Origin of the sequence: Winogradskyella sp. UBA3174 (genome assembly GCF_002364335.1) — a bacterium.
GTDB lineage: Bacteria > Bacteroidota > Bacteroidia > Flavobacteriales > Flavobacteriaceae > Winogradskyella.
In genome coordinates this window covers 1-17,692 of sequence record NZ_DEXW01000040.1, presented here as the reverse complement: position 1 = coordinate 17,692, position 17,692 = coordinate 1, and the positions used below count along the sequence as shown (strand labels likewise).

Below are 17,692 nucleotides of genomic sequence, written 5' to 3'. Positions count from 1 at the left end.
TAAGACTTTAGGATGATTTAGACTTATTAGACTTTAACTTTTTATAAAGTTTAAAAACAATATAGAACACAAATACGACCATAATAAAGGAAAGTATTGGCAGAAAGATAGAGACTACACACATAACTAGAGCGTTAACAGTCTCTATTGTTGACACTATTGGGTTTCCTATACCTCGGTAGAAACTGTTGAACCTAAGTGAGTGATGCTAGCAGAACTTTTAATTGCAGCGCATTACCACCACCTGCAATAATAGCTAAAGCCCATGTTATAAGAGGACTTAAATCTGCAACTGTAGAGAAATAAAGGCAGTACCAGCTATTGTGGCTAATGGAATTGCTATAGTATCTAAAAGGTTATAATCTCAACTAATCTTGCGATTCCCAAAGTAATAACTACTGTTGTACTAACTATCCATAGCCAAGATTCATTAAGTTTCCATACATTAAAACAAGATGCTAAACTGAATGCAAACTGAGCCAGAAAGTCCTATTCCTAAAAATATACTTAAAATAGTTTCTGTTGCCATAATTCTAATTTAAATCATTTTCTATGAACATTTCATCTTTAAAACCTATTAGATATAATTTCTCTTTTGCACGTGTTACAGCTGTATACAACCAACGTATGTAATCTTTATCCATACCATTTGGTAAATAAGGTTGCTCAACAAAAATGGTATTCCATTGTCCACCTTGAGACTTATGACATGTTATTGCGTAAGAAAACTTAACCTGTAAAGCATTAAAGAATTTATTATTCTTTACACCCAAGAAACGCTTATAATTAGAGGCTTCATTTTCATAATCTTTAGATACTTCTTGGTATAAACGATTAGACTCTTCGTAAGATAATGATGCGCTTTCGACATCTATAGTATCTAGTAATAAGACCGTTTCAAAAGGTATCATTTTAGGATAATCTACCATTTGCACCTTAACTTCTGCAAATCTAAAACCATACAATTCCTTTATACTAAAAATCTCTAATACTTCAATAATATCACCATTGGCTATAAAACCAGCCTCAGTTGTTGGTTTTATCCAAAAGTAGTTATTCTTTACAACCATTAAATAATCTCCTGCAGACAATTCGGTTTCGTTAAACAAAATACGCTGACGTATTTGTTGGTTATACATATTGGCGCGTTTATTACTTCTAACAATAATGGCTGTTTCTTCATAGCCTTCATTACTGTAAGCATCATTAATTGCATCCATTATTTCGTAACCATCGATAAGCCTAACTATATCTTTAAAAGGACTTACATTAAATTTGAAGCTTTCATAAATTGTAGTCTCTAAAACTGCTCTAAGTTCTGTGGCGTTGTCTAAAATCCCTGAATCTTGTTCTTGCCTAACAACTTCGTCTAATTCAATACCAATAACATCTTTATTATAATTTAAACTCAATTTATCAGCATCTAGAGCCGGACTTAAGTCTGATTTAACCGGAGGTAATTGTGCCTTATCCCCTATTAAAAGTAACTTACAGTTATGACCAGAATATACGTATTGCATTAAATCATCTAAAAGTGATCCATTCTCAAATAGTTTAGAATCTGAAGGAGAATCAGGTATCATAGATGCTTCATCTACAATAAAAATAGTGTTTCTATGCTTATTGGGTTGCATTACAAATTTTATTCCTCCAGTCTTTTCTTTTTTTGGAAAATATATTTTTTTATGAATTGTAAACGCTTCTTTTTTAGAATAATTAGATATAACCTTTGCCGCTCTACCTGTTGGTGCTAATAAAACAGCATTTTTTTTTGCTTGCCACAAATTAGAAACTATTGTACCGACTATACTCGTTTTACCAGTACCTGCATATCCTTTTAAAAGGTATATTAGATTAGGGGATGTATCAAAAATGAATTGAGATAATTGCATTAGTACCATATCTTGTTTTGATGTTGGTACAAACGGAAACTTAGATTTTAGTAGAGAATAGAATGCGGAAGCATTAGTAATCATATAGGAAATAAATATAAAGCAATATACCATTATTCTCTATTCTTGAGACATTAGATATAATTTACTTCTTTATTTTAAGTATTTTTATTTAGATAGTTTTTACGAACAAAAAAAAATTGTAGATTTGCGATAGACCTAATTAATAAAAATCTAGTATGAAAGTAATTATAGCAATTGTAGTTATTATAGCGTTAACCATCCTTATTGTTTGGTTAATTGATAAATTTGTTCCAAAGAAATTAAAACCCTTTATTAATATAGCACTTTGGGCATTAATTATCTTTTTAGGTTACATGACATTTATGTCTGTTTATAAAGATATTCAATTTAATCAGCTTAAAGATAAGCGTTACAAAGCAGTAATTGAACGTCTTATAGAAGTTAGGGATACACAATTAGCCTATAAAGAAGTAAATAGGGAATATGCAGATAGTTTTGATAAACTGGTTAGGTTTGTTGATTCGGCTAGAGTGCCAATTACACAAAGAAGAGATAGTACAATATTAGATGAAGAAAGAACCAAAGCTTTTGGTGGTGTAGAAACTATGAAAACAATCACATTAATAGATACGCTAAGTTATTATTCTGTTAAAGATTCTCTCTGGAAAGGTTCTGACCGTGACCGCTATAAGAAGATGATGAATGTTTTTTCAGATTCTGAAATGACAGAAAAATATTCTGAATGGGCTGAAAAACTTCCATCTGGAAATAAGAAAGAACAAGAACTCAAGAAAATGATGAAAGAAGGTTCTAAGTTTATTATTAAGGCTGGTAAATTAGATGATATTTCAGTATTTGAGTGTAACGTTGATAAACGTGTTGTTCTTTTTGACCAAGACAAATATTTAATAGATAAAGAAAAAGAAGCCTTTTCTGTAGCTGGTGTTAAAGGGCCAACTGTAAAAATAGGTTCAATGGAAGAGGTTAATACCAATGGGAATTGGGGTAAAGATCTTTCTAACAAACAGTAGTTTTGACAAAAAATAATATTAAGGAGTTGTCCATTCAAGTTAATTTGAATGGACTTTCTTTTTGTATTTTAAACAGAACCTCTAATACGATTGAATATATCAATTCAATTCAATTTGAGCAAAGGTTAACTCCTTTAGATCTTCTTAATCATCTAAAGACTGAACTTAGTAGTAATGCAATATTTTCTGAAGAATTTGATGCTGTTTTAATTATTCATCATAATGAATTATCTACGCTTGTTCCAAAAGCTTTATACCAAGAAAATCAAAAAGCCGATTATTTAAAATTTAATTCTAAAATTCTTCGAACAGATTTTATAACTCAAGATGATTTAGCAATTAATGATACTGTAAATGTTTATGTACCTTATATAAATATTAATAATTATATTTTTGAAACCTTTGGAGAGTTTGTTTACAAACATTCATCAACTATATTGGTAGATTCTGCCTTACAGCAAGTTAGTAAAAATAAAAAAACTAACATCTACATTAATGTAAACACTAACACAATTGAAGTTTTGGTTGTAGACAATAATAAATTACAACTAGTTAATACTTTTGATTATTATAGTAAAGAAGACTTTACCTATTACATCTTATTTGTTTTTGAACAATTAAAGCTAGATGTTGAGACGTGTCAAATAAAATTAAGTGGTAAAATAGATACAAATAGTGATCTATATAACATACTTTACAGGTATGTAAGATATATCAATATTATTGATACTAATTTTACTTTTGAAATTCCAAACACGATACATAAAGATAACTTACATCATCATTATTTAATATTAAATTCCTTTTAATGCGCATAATATCTGGTTTATATAAAGGTAGACGAATTACTGCACCAAAAAAGCTTCCTGTTCGTCCTACCACAGATATGGCTAAAGAAGCCTTATTTAACATCTTAAATAACGGGTACTATTTAGATGATATATCTGTACTAGATTTATTCTCTGGCACAGGTAATATAAGCTACGAGTTCGCTTCGAGAGGTACAGAACAAATTACAGCTGTAGATGAACATTATGGCTGTATTAAGTTTATAAATGAAACAGCAGAATCATTTGAAATGTCTATTAACACTATAAAAAGTGACGTTTTTAAATTTCTAGAAAAATCAAAACAAAAGCATAGCATTATCTTTGCAGATCCACCTTATGATTTTGATTTAGAAACATTCTCTAAAATTCCGCAGTTAGTATTCAAAAATAAATTACTCGAAGATGAAGGGATTTTAATTGTAGAACACTCTAAATATACTGACTTAAGTAAATTAGAAAATTTCTCGTACTCTAAAGGTTATGGTGGCAATGTATTTAGTTTTTTTAAATAACTAAAAATCAGACGTATATCTTATTTCTTAATTGAATTTTTTCATTACACTTAAACGCCCTTACAGATTATAATCCAGTTCGTATATCTACGTGTTTTTTTATGATTTTTTATGGTTATCCGCTATTAATTTAAACCAAACAATTATGAAGAATTTCAGAACGAATTTATAATCTTAATGATTATGATATTTGCTTTTAATTTAGCAAATGCAGAAGATAAGCCACTAACAATTTTTGCTTTACATATGGACAATGTTAAGTTTCATACGATGCCTAAATATGAGGAACTCGCAAAACAATTAAAAGAAAGTTGTGATACCTATAATATCCAAGATGTAAACTGGACAGCCATTAGTATTGAAGATGGGCGTTATGTATATGTCACACCAATTAAAAACATGGCAGAACTCGATAAGAATCCTATGGGTTCTTTAACCGATAAAACGAATATGATGATATGGGTAAAATGTTTGACGCTATGAATACCTATTACGATTCACATAGTGATGCGATTGCTTATCAAATACCAAAGCTTTCTTGTAGTCCAGAACGTAATAGTGTAGTAGGAAAAAACCATCCTGAGTATCATTTTATTTACTATAGACCTAAACATACTACAGAGATGAAAGATGCTTTGGCTCAGGTAAAAGCAATGTTCAAAACAAAAGGAGTCAAAAATGGATATGATGTTTATCATAGCGGTTTTGGAAGCGAAGAAAGTTTCAATATGGTTTCAATATGTGGTGGTGAGGAGCTCGACATCGCTCAAGAGGGGGAAAGAAAATGATGTTCTTTTAGGTGATGATAAAGCCACTACCTTTTTTAAGGTCATTAAATTAACTACAAAGTACGATCAGATAGAAGCTAGTATTAGACCAGATTTAAGCTACTATTCGTCGAAGAAAGAATAGCCCCAATATTTTACACACATAAAAAAACCAATACACAATAAGGAGGTTTTACTATATCAGGTAATTTATATACGTTTATCTCAGCGCACAAAACAACTCTAATTGAAAATTTTAATGGCACTATGTTATGTTAAAAAAGTAAGAAACTACATTTAGACTCATGTTTTTTATTAAATTACAATATATAAATACCTGAATAACAGAAAACAAACACCTTATTTGTTTTCATTAGCTCTATCCCTTAAGAGTGTTTCTCCTAATAATTCATTTGAAACTATTAATCAATTATATAATTTAAAACACGTATCATGAAAATTTCAAAAACGCCATTACTACTGTTATGCTTTATAATTACAGGCCAATTAATGTTTTCTCAAAATAAAACCCTAAAGTATAAGAATGTCGTGGCTGAAAACCGAGAATCTGAAGCAAACATTAAAGTTGTTAGCGACTGTGTAAACTCACTAATACATGATAAAATGATGGAAGTCGAAAAACTATTAGACGACGCTTACATGGGCTATGGGCCAGCGATTAACGATTCCATTACAAAACAAGAAACCATGGCATCCTGGAACAAAACACGCAAAATTCGAACCAATGAAACAGTAGGTTTTGTGACGCAAACTTTTAGAATTTTAAAAGGAAATTTAAAAGGAGATTGGGTATCTCAATGGGGAACTTACGCGTTCACACAAAATGGGAAAGATATAAAACTTCCATACCAGCTGACCGCTCGTGTAAATAATGGAAAAATAAATCGAAGTACAATTTACTATGATAATTTGGCTGCTATTGAAACATTAGGTTATCAAATTACACCACCAAAACAAGACTAATTCTGGGCTGTTTATTTAAAAAAACCACCTATTGCTAGATGGCTTTTTGTTTTTAAGCAAATCTATAAGCCGAATTCTGTACTCAAAAAAGAGTCCTTATCATTTATCTACGCTTACTATTGCTAGTAAACTTTAGCTGCCTACCCTCTAACAATCGCGCGTGTACGCTCAAACGTTAGTTTACATGACATTGCACCACATAGAGTTTACCTGGTTTCACTACAGCATTACCTGTACATACTTTCTGTTGCACTTTTCCTCACCTCTCGGTGGATGGCTGTTAGCCACTATGATTGCACTATGGTGTTCGGACTTTCCTACCCTAAATAAATTAGAATCGATAAGGCGATCTACTTATATGCAAAAGTACATAAATTGTTAATAACTCATATTAAATTTAAGCCTTCTTAAAATGGCTGTTCTTAGGTTATTCTTAACTTTGTAATTCAGTTAATTTTCGATGGAACATTTTGTAGTATCAGCTCGCAAATACAGACCACAAACCTTTAAGGATGTTGTGGGTCAGCAGGCTATTACCAATACACTACTTAACGCTATTGAAAACAATCACTTAGCCCAAGCTTTATTATTTACAGGTCCTCGCGGTGTTGGTAAAACGACATGTGCACGTATTTTGGCCAAAATGATTAATAGTGATGGCAATACTACTGAAGATGAAGATTTTGCTTTCAATATTTTTGAACTCGATGCGGCTTCAAATAATTCAGTTGATGATATTAGAAGCTTAACAGACCAAGTTCGTATACCGCCACAAGTTGGAAAGTATAAAGTCTATATTATTGATGAGGTACATATGTTATCTCAAGCGGCTTTTAATGCGTTTCTTAAAACTTTAGAAGAGCCACCAAAACATTGTATTTTTATATTAGCAACTACTGAGAAGCACAAAATTATTCCTACGATTTTATCGCGTTGTCAGATATTCGATTTTAAGCGTATAACTGTTACTGATGCAAAAAATTACCTTAAATACATAGCTAAAGAACAAGGTATTATTGCAGATGATGATGCTTTACATATTATCGCACAAAAAGCAGATGGAGCCATGAGAGATGCACTTTCTATTTTTGATCGTGTGGTTAGTTTCTCTGGTAAAAACTTAACGAGACAAGCAGTAACAGAAAATTTAAATGTTCTCGATTACGAAACTTATTTTACCAGTACAGATTTAATTTTAGAAAATAAGATTCCTGAATTGTTAATTCAATTTAATAGTATTTTATCTAAAGGATTTGACGGTCATCATTACATAGCTGGTTTAGCATCTCACTTTAGAGATCTAATGGTTTGTAAAAACCAAGCTACGATAGAATTACTAGAAGTTGGTGACGACACCAAAATAAAATATATAGAGCAATGCCAGAAAACATCAAATAGCTTCTTGATGAAGGGTATTCAGCTCGCTAACGATTGCGACTTAAAATATAAGACCAGTAAAAATCAGCGATTACTTGTTGAACTTACACTAATGCAATTAGCCTCTATCACTTTTGATGGAGAAAAAAAAAACAATAAGCACTTCATAATACCACCTTGTTACTTTAAAGCTAAGGGTATTACTCCAATACCAATAGAAAAGCCAAAATTAATAGCTAAAGTTGTAGAGCAACAACCTAAAAAAGAAGAAAAAATAAGCGTAGAAGAAAAAATAAATGCAGTCACTAAGTCGGTAGCAATACCAAAAATTTCTATAAATAAGCCGCAAAAAGTTACTTCAGGTTTATCATTAAAAAGTATCAAAGAGAAGAAACAGCATCTAATACGACAAATGGATGTTGTAATAGATGAAAATGATTTACCTAAAGAACCTGTAACCCAGGAAGCACTTACCAAAGCTTGGCAAGATTATACGGTAACCATGGATAAGAAAGGCCAGAAAATAATGGCTTCTATTTTACAAATGGATATGCCTAAATTAGATGGCACAACAATTCATTTAACCTATTCTAACACTACAAATAAAATTGAATTAGAGCGCGCAGAATTTCCTTTGATGACGTACTTAAAGAAAAAGCTGCTTAACTACGATTTAAAATTAGATATTACAGTAAATGAAGAAATTGCAAAAAAATATGCTTTTACACCTCTAGAGAAATACGAAAAATTGAAAGATAAAAATCCTAACATTGAAGTTCTCAGAAAAACATTTGGATTAGATATTTAGTGTTATGAAAAAAACAATCGTTTTATTAGTGCTTCTATGTATCGGATTTGCAAGTTGTGATGGTAGAAAATCACACAATGGGTCTTTATCTGATAGTATTAAAATGTTTAAAAAAACTGTTACAATTGAGATGTCTAGCTATACGCCTGAAACCTATGTAGAGCAAAAGGTCGACACATTATTAAGTAATGGTTTTAGAGTGCATATAAAAACGTACTCAGACATGGAAACTAACGTTGTCTATTCTAAAATTAAGGATACAATTAATTATAAAACACACTACAGAAACTACAAATTTGATATTCGTGTCGAAAAAAATGGAAAAGTCGTTTATAATGAGACCTTTAATAAAAGTAGAGCAAACAAAATTTTAGGCTTTGGGGATAATTTTGTAACAGATTCCCCGCTTTATAACTTTAATACGTTAGCTGTATTAAAATCGATACAAATTAATGATGAACCGTCTTTAAAAAATGACGTTCTAATAGATATAATATATGCCATACCAGAAACTAATCGTTACTCCTTACACACCCTATTTATAATGGAAAATGGTAAATCAAATATGGTAATAGTGGAAACAAAATAATTATGCTAGGATTAAAATTGCCAACAGACCCAAGATGGGTAAATATTGTAGAAAAAAATATTGAAGAAATTCTAATTGATCATGCTTACTGCGAGCAAAAAGCAGCGAGTACAGCTATTTCTTTAATTGTTAGTTTCCCAGAATATACGGAGCTTGTTCAGGAAATGACAGACTTAGTTACTGAAGAAATGAGCCATTTTAAAATGGTACATGACAGACTGATAGAGAGTGGCTGGACTTTGGGTAGAGATCGTAAAGATGACTATGTAATTGCCTTACTGAAATTCTTTCCAAAAGGTGGAAGCCGAACAACACAACTTGTACATCGTTTATTATATGCAGCACTAATTGAAGCTCGAAGCTGTGAACGTTTTAGATTATTATCTGAAGAATTAGAAGATAAAAAATTAGCGAACTTTTATCGTAAACTTATGATTAGTGAAGCAGGTCATTATACCATGTTCCTAAATTTTGCACGCAAATATGGTGACCGAAAAGAAGTTGATGAAAAATGGGAGCAACTACTACAGTTCGAAGCCGAGATTATGAAGAATCTTAGTAACAAAGAAACTATACATGGATAATTTTTCTTAATTTAACTGAACAAATATATAATATTATGAAACATTTTTATTCGTTTTTTTGTATATCAATTTTACTCAGTTTCAATCTATATAGTCAATCTGATTTACTTGGAACTTGGTATTTAGATTATATTATTAAAGATGGAGTTACTCACAATAACTATTACAACGAGGGTAGTATTATTTCACTTGCATTTACTGACGATGAAGATATAATTCCAAATTATTACCAACTTAACGGCAACGGTACATGTAATTACTACTTTAACTCATACACCGTAAATAACAACACCCTTACAATTCTTGGCTTAGAAAGTTCGGCAGTTAATTGTCTAGGAATACCTAAAGCCATTTATGAGACTTTATATTTCGAAGTTTTTTCTAACAATAATCTATCTGATGGTTTAGACTATACCTGGGACATTGCAGGAGAAGAAAATGATCAAATACTAACATTAATTAATACTAATAATGGTGACACATTGGTGTATAAAAAAATTGCGCCTACCACAATATTAGTTACAACATGGTATTTATCTACTCTTGAAATTCCAGGTAATCCAAATATTAGTGTACCATTAGACGAAAGTCCCACTTTAACACTTACAAACAATCTAGATATTATTCCTTTTTCAGTATATGCGAGTGGTTCTGGAGATTGTAATGGATATAACTGTGGCTATTCAGTATCTTTCAATGGGGCCAACAATATCAATATTAACAACTTCTCTTTTACTTTAATTGATTGTAGTTTCTCCAACTATGAAAATGATTTTTTTTCAATCCTAGGGATATCAACTTCCAACTTTTTTGAGTTTGAAATCACTAATAATGGTTCAACACTAATTTTAACAGATTTATTAGGAGCAAAATTAATTTTTGGTGATACAACATTATCTATTGATGAACAAAGCATTGAAGCTTTAAACATTACACTAGTACAAAACCCAATTGATGGTGAATTAAAATTAAAGGTAGATGACTTTATATTAACTAAAGATATAGCGTATAAAATCTATTCAATTAATGGTACTATTATTAATTCATCAACTTTAAATAGTGATACAATTGATGTAAACACATTACCTTCAGGACTATATTTTATTAGTTTCAGTGAAGAGAACAAATTGGTTTCAACACTAAAATTTATTAAAAAATAAAGCCCTAACATTTACGTTAAGGCTTTGTTTTTATTTTTATTTAATATGGTTTAGATTTTTATACCAAATCCAAATTGAATAACATGATTTTTTGCTTCTAAGTCCGTTAAATCTTCGTCTAATATATTACTAAAACCATACGTAAATCTTGCATCTACAAACAATTCATCTGTAATCATATATTCTAATCCAACTAATCCAGAAAAGGTAAATGTTGCAAAACCATCTTTGTCTCTCCATGTTTTTAATGCGACTTGAGGACCTGCCCCAATACTAAAACGATCTGAAAGTGAAAATCTTAATTGAATAGGTAATTGAATATAATCTGCTCTTAAACCTTCTTCTTTACCGCCTTCTGCAGACCACTGTAATTCTAACATTACCGATATATCTTCTGAAAACCCATAATCTACAAAGCCACCAAAAGCGAAGCCATTACGGTGTTTATTTTCAAAATTCGCATCTGGTTCAAAATCTAAGTTAGACACATTAAGTGCTCCTCTTACACCATACCTGACTTCTTGAGAAAAACCAGAGACTGTAATACTCATAACTACTAATGCAAGTAAAATTCTTTTCATAATATTAAATTTGGGATATTTTTGATTTTTGTAATAATTATCGGTCAAATATACTTAAAAAGTATAAACCAAATATAATTACACTTCAACGCTAGGTACAGTCTCGTAATACATACTTTTAATAATACCATCAGATAATCCGATTTTAGGAACATAAATATCCTTAGCGCCGCTCCACTTCATTGCAGATAAATAGATTCGTGTTGCTGGTATAATAACATCAGCCCTATCTTGATTAAGGTTCAATTTTGTAATTCGTTCTTCATAAGAAAAATTCTGTAACATTTTATAGTAACTGGTCAAGTAAAAATACGTTAAAGGTTTACCGACGTCTTTACCAGAAATTTTAAATATTTTATTAATATTTCCACCAGATCCGATGAGTTCAATCTTATAATATTGCTTCGTATTTTCTTTTATCCAGTTTTCTAACTCTAACCACGTTTCATTTTTAACGATATCATTTAACAATCGTACAGTACCAATTTTAAAAGATTTAGACTTTATTTTTTCACCATTATGTATAATAGAGAACTCAGTACTTCCTCCTCCTACATCTACATAAAGATAGGTTCTATTCGTGTCTATAAAGGTATTTAAATCTGTAGCTGCAATTATTGCTGCTTCTTCTTCTCCATCAATTATATCTATTTTTATTCCTGAAGTTTCAAATACTTCTTTAGATAACAACAGACTATTGGAAGCCTCTCTCATTGCTGATGTTGCGCATGCTTTATACCGCACGACACCATGAGATTTCATTAATAAACTAAAGGCAGTCATAGTATCTAGCATACGTTCTTTGTTGTACTCAGATATTTCGCCATTTATAAAAACGTCAGCTCCTAATCTAATTGGGACACGAACTAATGAATTCTTTTTAAAAGCAACAAGCTCATTATCTTGCTCTATAATGTTAGAAATAAGCAATCTAACCGCATTAGAACCTATATCTATAGCTGCATATTTTTTTATTTTCAGCATATTACTTTTCTAATTTATTAAGATAGTAATCATAAGTTTCGAACTGTGCACGAATCTTTTTCTTATCATTTACGCGATAGTTATTGTCTTGATTTTCATTAATTATACGTGCTTTAACATTATCATTCCAGCATATCTCAAATAAATCTTGTAACTCTTTTTTAATCTCCTTATCGTATATAGGACAGCTCACTTCTACTCTATTATCTATATTACGAGTCATCCAATCAGCAGATGAAATGTATATCTGAGGATTATCATCGTTACCGAACATATATAATCGTGTATGTTCTAAAAATTTATCAATTATACTAATAACTTCTATATTCTCGCTCATTCCTTTTACTCCTGGTACTAAACAACACAAACCTCTAACAATCATTTGTATTTTAACACCAGCAGAACTTGCTTCATAAAGTTTATCAATCATTTTATAACTACTAATACTATTTAGCTTTAGCTTTATATATGCAGGTTTTCCTTTCTTAACATTTTCAATCTCAATGTCTATTAATGCAAATAGCTTTGATTGAGTATAATGTGGTGAAACAATGATGTGCTTATATCTATTAATTTTATAGTTTACTTCAAAGAAATCAAAGACTTTATTAACGTCTTTCAGTAGTTTTGAATTTGCAGTTAATAACGTAAAATCTGTATAAAACTTTGCTGTAGATTCATTAAAATTACCAGTGCTTATAAACCCATAACGCACTAATTTATTATGCTCTTCTCTCTCTATGACGCACATCTTACAATGGACTTTAAGACCGGTAACACCAAATAGCATATTTACGCCAGCATCTTGCATTTGCTCAGCATAATTAATATTTGCTTCTTCATCAAAACGTGCTCTAAGCTCTATAGATACTGTTACTTTTTTTCCGTTTTTGGCAGCGTTTATCAAAGAACTTGCTACATGAGAAATCTGAGCTAATCTATATATTGTAATCTTTATAGTTTTTACTTTAGGATCTAAAGCAGCTTCTCGTAAAAACTTTACTACATAAGAAAATGCATGATAAGGAGCATAGACTAAATAATCTTTTTTAGCTATAGTTTTAAAAATACTCTCTTCTAAATTTAAACCTTCTACTGGTAATGGATTAATTTTATCGTACAATAAATCTTTTCTTCCTAAACTAGGGAAATCCATGTAATCCCTTCTGTTGTGGTAACGTCCGCCTGGTATGATACTATCTTTTTTATCAATTCCCATTATATCTAACAAGAAATCTAACGTATCTGTATCAATACTTTTATCATAAACAAAACGAATAGGATCACCACTTTGTCTATCCTTTACACTTTCAGAAATTTTAGAAATAAAGCTTTTACTTAAATCACTATCAAAATCTAACTCGCCATCTCTCGTTATCTTAATCATATGAGCTGTGATACTCTCGTATTTAAAAATATTAAAAATATCATCAAAACAATAACGAATTAAATCGTCTAACATAATAATATAGTTAGAATTATCTTTCATTGGTAGAACAACAAAGCGGTCCATTGCTTTTGAGATTTCAATCAGCGCAAATTGATCTTTACCTTTTGGGTTAGACATTTTAATAGTTAAATAAGCAGCACTATCTTTTAATTCTGGTATAGCTACGTATTCGTTTAAAACAATAACAACTAAAGCCGGACTCACCTCCTGATAGAAGTAGTTCTTAATAAAGTTATGATGCTCTGCATCAATCTCTTTTTCGTTAATTATATGAATATCTTCCTTTTCTAACTCATTTTCTATATTCTCTAAAATTTCTAAACTTGTACTTTGATGCTTTATAACAATTTGAGTTATTTCTTCAAGAAGGTCACCTGCTTTTATACCACCTAACTCACTTTTGCCACCTTTTCCTGCTTCATAAATACGCTTAACTGTAGCATATCTAACTTTAAAAAACTCATCTAAATTGTTAGAAAAAATACCTAAAAATCGTAATCGCTCTATTAGAGGTACATTTTCATCAGCAGCTTCTTGTAAAACACGAGCGTTAAATTGCAACCAACTCAACTCTCTATTTATATATTTATTTTTATCTTTTGTCATTATCTTAATTCTTTTGGAACAATTACTAGTTCTGTAATACCTTTATTAAAAGCACTCCAAGTGTGAATTTCAAAATTTAATTTAACTAATCCGCCTGTAGGCAAATTTTCTATGAATTTAGACCCAAAGATATTAGAAATAGAAGTAAATGCGTGGTTATGGCCAAAAATCATGATCGTATTTATATCATCTTTTAGTGTCTTAATCACAGAAATGACGTTTTCTCCCCCAAAATCGTATAAATCATCTCTGACTTCAACCTCATTCTTATCATAATTAAGCACTTTACAGAAGATTTCGCAAGTAGTAAAGGCTCTTTTTGCTGAACTTGATAAAATTTTATCTAAAGATATTTGGTGGTTAATGAATTCTTTAGCTACTAGGCTCGTATCACTCTCACCCCTTGATTTTAAAGGTCTATCCTTATCTATAACATCATCACCCCATGACGATTTTCCATGCCTTACAAGTATTACAGATTTCATATTTTATCGATTAAATGCAAATTATTACGACAAAAGGTTGCGTGTTTACGTTTTAACGACTAAATTGCCGCTTTAACTCGAATGTTTGTTTATGACTCAAGTTATAAGTTCTTTTGCTAACGTAAAATTAATGTAAATGATCCCAAATCAAAAATATATTAATCCATTCTATATTTCATTTACGTTAATAATAATTCCCTCTCATTAAGCAAATAAACAAATAACATGCAGTGAAACAGATAGTTGTTTTAACTACACATATGTATGTGTATTATCCGACAATTTGAAATTTACAACATCGTAGATATTATTAGTTATTATGTACAATATGAGAAATAAATACAATTGTATTTCTGTGGTAAGTATAAAAAAAGTTATAGTAATAGCACTTTTTGTTGTTTTACCAAATCTATTAATTGCCCAAGAAGATTCGCAAGCACCTTCTATACAGACTGGTGTAACGTTTCAATGGTCAGATAATCAAAATTTGTCATTAAATGACCCAGCGACAATTCAATCTGTAAACATTAATGGATTAGAGTATAATACGTTTGTTGTACCAACAAGCTACAGAATGACAAATCTAGGTCCTGATGGAAATGTTCCAAATAGAATAAGACAGAATGGTACTACTTTACCAGGTAATAGTGGCTCTGGAAATTGGTTAACAATAGCAACTACTGCTTTTCAAAATCAAAATCTAAATCATTATTTTACTGCCAATCCAAATGGTAGAAATATTTGTTCAGATTCAATTGCTGCATTAACTACAGACGCACAAAAACAAACCATTTTTTATAGCCCTGCAATTCCTTCTAATGCCGATGCAGTTTTAGCCGTTACAGAAAGAGGTGGTAATAATTGTTTTTTTATTAAAGTTTGGGGTACACCTGCAGCTGGTGGTTTAGAACAAAAACTTGGAGAAACGTTTGTAAGAAATGTTGGTAACTATACAGGCTGTAATTTTCAACCTCCTGTAAATGGATCGGATTATTGGAGATCTGGACGTTGTAATGAAAACGGGCAAACCATAGGTATTGGCCTATTTTATTTAGATGCTATTGCAGAAACAGGCTCTAAAATTACTAAAATAGAATTCATCGCTGCAAGTAGAGATCATGGTGATGGTAAATTCTTTATATTACAAAAATATGCTGTAGATCAAACGGAGGCAAATTGTTTAAACAATACTATTAATGGTGATCTTAACCAAATCAATAACGTTCCTGAAAACTCTACATATAGTTTAATTTCTGGTCCTTCGCCGGCTGGTCAATCATTTACTTTAAATCCAAATGGAACTTATAATTATGTTCCTTCGTCTGGTTTTGTAGGTGATGTTATTTTTGACTATGAAGTTTGTTTACCAGCACCTAATACAAGTGTTTGCGATCAGGCTAGTGTAACCTTAACTTATAATGAAGAACCAGCCTCTCCTGAAATAAGTGTTGGTTGTAGTTCTACAAATAATTTTACGATTTCAGTAACAACTCCACTCGGTGAAGAATATGAATATTCCGTAAATAATGGCGCCTATCAGACATCACCAGACTTTACCAATTTGAGTGAAGGCACCTACGTACTTAAGGTTAAAAATAAATATACTACTTGTGAAATTGAATATCCAAATAACCCCTTTACTTTAACTAATCTTGAAGTTTTTGGAACAGTGACAGATGTACCATGTACATTAGGCGAAGATGGAGCAATAGATATAACCGCTTCTGGAGGTGCACCACCATATACTTACTCTTGGAATAATACAGCAACATCAGAAGATTTATCAAATATATTAAGTGGTACTTACACAGTAACAGTTACTGACACTAACGGATGTAATATTTCTGTTGACTTTACAGTAAATCAGCCTGCTGAAGAGCTTACTTCATCAATAGCTTCTAAAACTGATGTTTTATGTTATGGTGATAACACAGGTGACATAGATTTAACAATTAATGGTGGTACTGCACCATATACAGTATTATGGAATAATAGTTCTACTGAACAAGATCAAACGGGTTTAATTGCTGGTGACTACACTGTCACAATTACTGATGCCAATGGATGTACCGCGACCAATCTAGCTACAATTAGTGAACCAGTAAATGTTTTAACTGCATCTGTTACTAATACAACAAATGTAGATTGTAACGGAAACTCAACTGGAACTATAACTGCTGAAGCTACAGGTGGAACTAGCCCTTATCAATATTCTATAGATAATGGTACAACAAATCAACCTAGTGGATTATTTGAAAATCTTATAGCAGGAAATTATACTATTTTAATAACTGATGCCAATGGGTGTACATTTGATATAAATGGTACCATTGGAACAGACGATATTGAAAGTCCGGAAATAACAGTTCCAACAACAATTACTCTTGAAGGTTGTTCTGCATCAGATATTACAACTGTTAATTCAGTATTTGTCCTTAGCAACGTGCAATCTGGTGATATAGAATCAACTTTTGCTTCCAATCCAAATTATAATGCTTCTGACGATTTCAATATCCAAAGCATAACTTATATTGATATTGTAACATCTATAGATAATTGTCCTATTACAGTTTTAAGAACATTTACTGTAAATGATAATTGTGGCAACTCTGCTTCTGCATCACAAACTATCATTGTTCAAGATACGACACCACCTACTATAACAGCTCCTACTGATATCACTATAGAATGTACAGAAGACGAAACTAGTGCTAGCACTGGTTTAGCTACTGGTACTGACTCTTGTGGTTCTGTTACTATTACACAAACCGATGCTGTAACTGAAGAATGTGGAAATACGAAAACTATTATTAGAACTTGGACTGCTACAGATGACTGTGGAAACACAGCTACGGATACACAAAGAATAATTGTTGAAGACACAACACCGCCTACAATATCTGCTCCTGCTGATATCACTATCGAATGTACAGAAGATGAAACTAGTGCTAATACTGGTTTAGCTACTGGTACTGACTCTTGTGGTTCTGTTACTATTACACAAGCCGATGCTGTAACTGAAGAATGT

At 31.2% G+C, this 17,692-nt stretch carries 16 protein-coding genes, 1 other RNA gene and 1 pseudogene; 11 read left to right on the top strand and 7 right to left on the bottom strand.

Annotated elements, in window-relative coordinates:
* Positions 1-7: 7 nt before the first annotated feature.
* Together B2U95_RS16210 and B2U95_RS06560 are read right to left on the bottom strand one after the other, a co-directional pair.
* Positions 8-175: pseudogene (locus B2U95_RS16210) on the bottom strand (DUF4126 domain-containing protein); the annotation flags it as partial.
* Positions 176-533: 358 nt separating this feature from the next.
* Positions 534-1,976, bottom strand: a complete 1,443-nt coding sequence (locus B2U95_RS06560; RefSeq protein WP_296313995.1) for an ATP-dependent DNA helicase — start codon at positions 1,974-1,976, stop codon at positions 534-536.
* Between the two features lie 155 nt (positions 1,977-2,131).
* Between B2U95_RS06560 and B2U95_RS06555 the strand changes: the two genes are divergently transcribed.
* The 6 genes from B2U95_RS06555 (at position 2,132) to B2U95_RS06530 (ending at position 6,040) form a co-directional block, all read left to right on the top strand.
* Positions 2,132-2,947 (top strand): hypothetical protein, encoded by an 816-nt coding sequence (locus tag B2U95_RS06555; protein ID WP_296313994.1) that lies wholly within the window; start codon positions 2,132-2,134, stop codon positions 2,945-2,947.
* Between the two features lie 2 nt (positions 2,948-2,949).
* On the top strand, positions 2,950-3,756 hold the full coding sequence (locus B2U95_RS06550; RefSeq protein ID WP_296313993.1) for a DUF3822 family protein: 807 nt from the start codon (positions 2,950-2,952) through the stop codon (positions 3,754-3,756).
* Complete coding sequence (locus tag B2U95_RS06545; protein ID WP_296313991.1) at positions 3,756-4,289, top strand: RsmD family RNA methyltransferase; 534 nt, start codon at positions 3,756-3,758, stop codon at positions 4,287-4,289. The genes B2U95_RS06550 and B2U95_RS06545 overlap by 1 nt, the downstream gene beginning before the upstream one ends.
* Positions 4,290-4,472: 183 nt before the next feature.
* Positions 4,473-4,772 carry a hypothetical protein gene (locus tag B2U95_RS06540; protein ID WP_296313990.1) on the top strand — a complete coding sequence of 100 codons (300 nt, stop codon included), beginning with the start codon at positions 4,473-4,475 and terminating at the stop codon, positions 4,770-4,772.
* A complete protein-coding gene (locus B2U95_RS06535; protein ID WP_296313989.1) occupies positions 4,748-5,077 on the top strand; it encodes a hypothetical protein in 330 nt (109 codons plus the stop codon). Before B2U95_RS06540 ends, B2U95_RS06535 begins: the two co-directional genes overlap by 25 nt.
* A gap of 432 nt (positions 5,078-5,509) precedes the next feature.
* Positions 5,510-6,040, top strand: coding sequence for a hypothetical protein (locus tag B2U95_RS06530; protein ID WP_296313988.1), 531 nt, complete (start codon positions 5,510-5,512; stop codon positions 6,038-6,040).
* A gap of 49 nt (positions 6,041-6,089) precedes the next feature.
* Here the strand turns inward: B2U95_RS06530 and rnpB are convergent.
* An RNA gene (rnpB, locus tag B2U95_RS06525) (RNase P RNA component class A) lies at positions 6,090-6,397 on the bottom strand.
* A gap of 103 nt (positions 6,398-6,500) precedes the next feature.
* Here rnpB and dnaX point away from each other — a divergent pair.
* Genes dnaX through B2U95_RS06505 form a run of 4 tightly spaced genes read left to right on the top strand, consistent with a single transcriptional unit; the run spans position 6,501 to position 10,558 of the window.
* Positions 6,501-8,225 carry a DNA polymerase III subunit gamma/tau gene (gene dnaX / locus B2U95_RS06520; protein WP_296313986.1) on the top strand — a complete coding sequence of 575 codons (1,725 nt, stop codon included), beginning with the start codon at positions 6,501-6,503 and terminating at the stop codon, positions 8,223-8,225.
* Between the two features lie 4 nt (positions 8,226-8,229).
* Positions 8,230-8,814: a hypothetical protein gene (locus B2U95_RS06515; RefSeq protein ID WP_296313984.1), complete on the top strand. Its 585-nt coding sequence runs from the start codon at positions 8,230-8,232 to the stop codon at positions 8,812-8,814.
* 2 nt (positions 8,815-8,816) lie between these two features.
* On the top strand, positions 8,817-9,398 hold the full coding sequence (locus B2U95_RS06510; protein WP_296313983.1) for a tRNA-(ms[2]io[6]A)-hydroxylase: 582 nt from the start codon (positions 8,817-8,819) through the stop codon (positions 9,396-9,398).
* A 35-nt stretch (positions 9,399-9,433) separates the two neighbouring features.
* Positions 9,434-10,558: a T9SS type A sorting domain-containing protein gene (locus tag B2U95_RS06505; protein WP_296313981.1), complete on the top strand. Its 1,125-nt coding sequence runs from the start codon at positions 9,434-9,436 to the stop codon at positions 10,556-10,558.
* A 50-nt stretch (positions 10,559-10,608) separates the two neighbouring features.
* On the opposite strand, the gene B2U95_RS06500 is transcribed toward B2U95_RS06505, so the two are convergent.
* The 4 genes from B2U95_RS06500 to B2U95_RS06485 all read right to left on the bottom strand — a co-directional run bounded on the left by B2U95_RS06500 (position 10,609) and on the right by B2U95_RS06485 (position 14,664).
* On the bottom strand, positions 10,609-11,139 hold the full coding sequence (locus B2U95_RS06500; RefSeq protein ID WP_296313979.1) for a porin family protein: 531 nt from the start codon (positions 11,137-11,139) through the stop codon (positions 10,609-10,611).
* 78 nt (positions 11,140-11,217) lie between these two features.
* Positions 11,218-12,123, bottom strand: a complete 906-nt coding sequence (locus tag B2U95_RS06495) for a Ppx/GppA phosphatase family protein (protein WP_296313976.1) — start codon at positions 12,121-12,123, stop codon at positions 11,218-11,220.
* A 1-nt stretch (position 12,124) separates the two neighbouring features.
* Positions 12,125-14,179: a polyphosphate kinase 1 gene (gene ppk1, locus B2U95_RS06490; RefSeq protein ID WP_296313972.1), complete on the bottom strand. Its 2,055-nt coding sequence runs from the start codon at positions 14,177-14,179 to the stop codon at positions 12,125-12,127.
* Complete coding sequence (locus B2U95_RS06485) at positions 14,179-14,664, bottom strand: SixA phosphatase family protein (protein WP_296313970.1); 486 nt, start codon at positions 14,662-14,664, stop codon at positions 14,179-14,181. The genes ppk1 and B2U95_RS06485 overlap by 1 nt, the downstream gene beginning before the upstream one ends.
* A 328-nt stretch (positions 14,665-14,992) precedes the next feature.
* Between B2U95_RS06485 and B2U95_RS06480 the strand changes: the two genes are divergently transcribed.
* The coding region (locus tag B2U95_RS06480) for an Ig-like domain-containing protein (RefSeq protein WP_296313968.1) at positions 14,993-17,692 on the top strand (2,700 nt) is incomplete at its 3' end.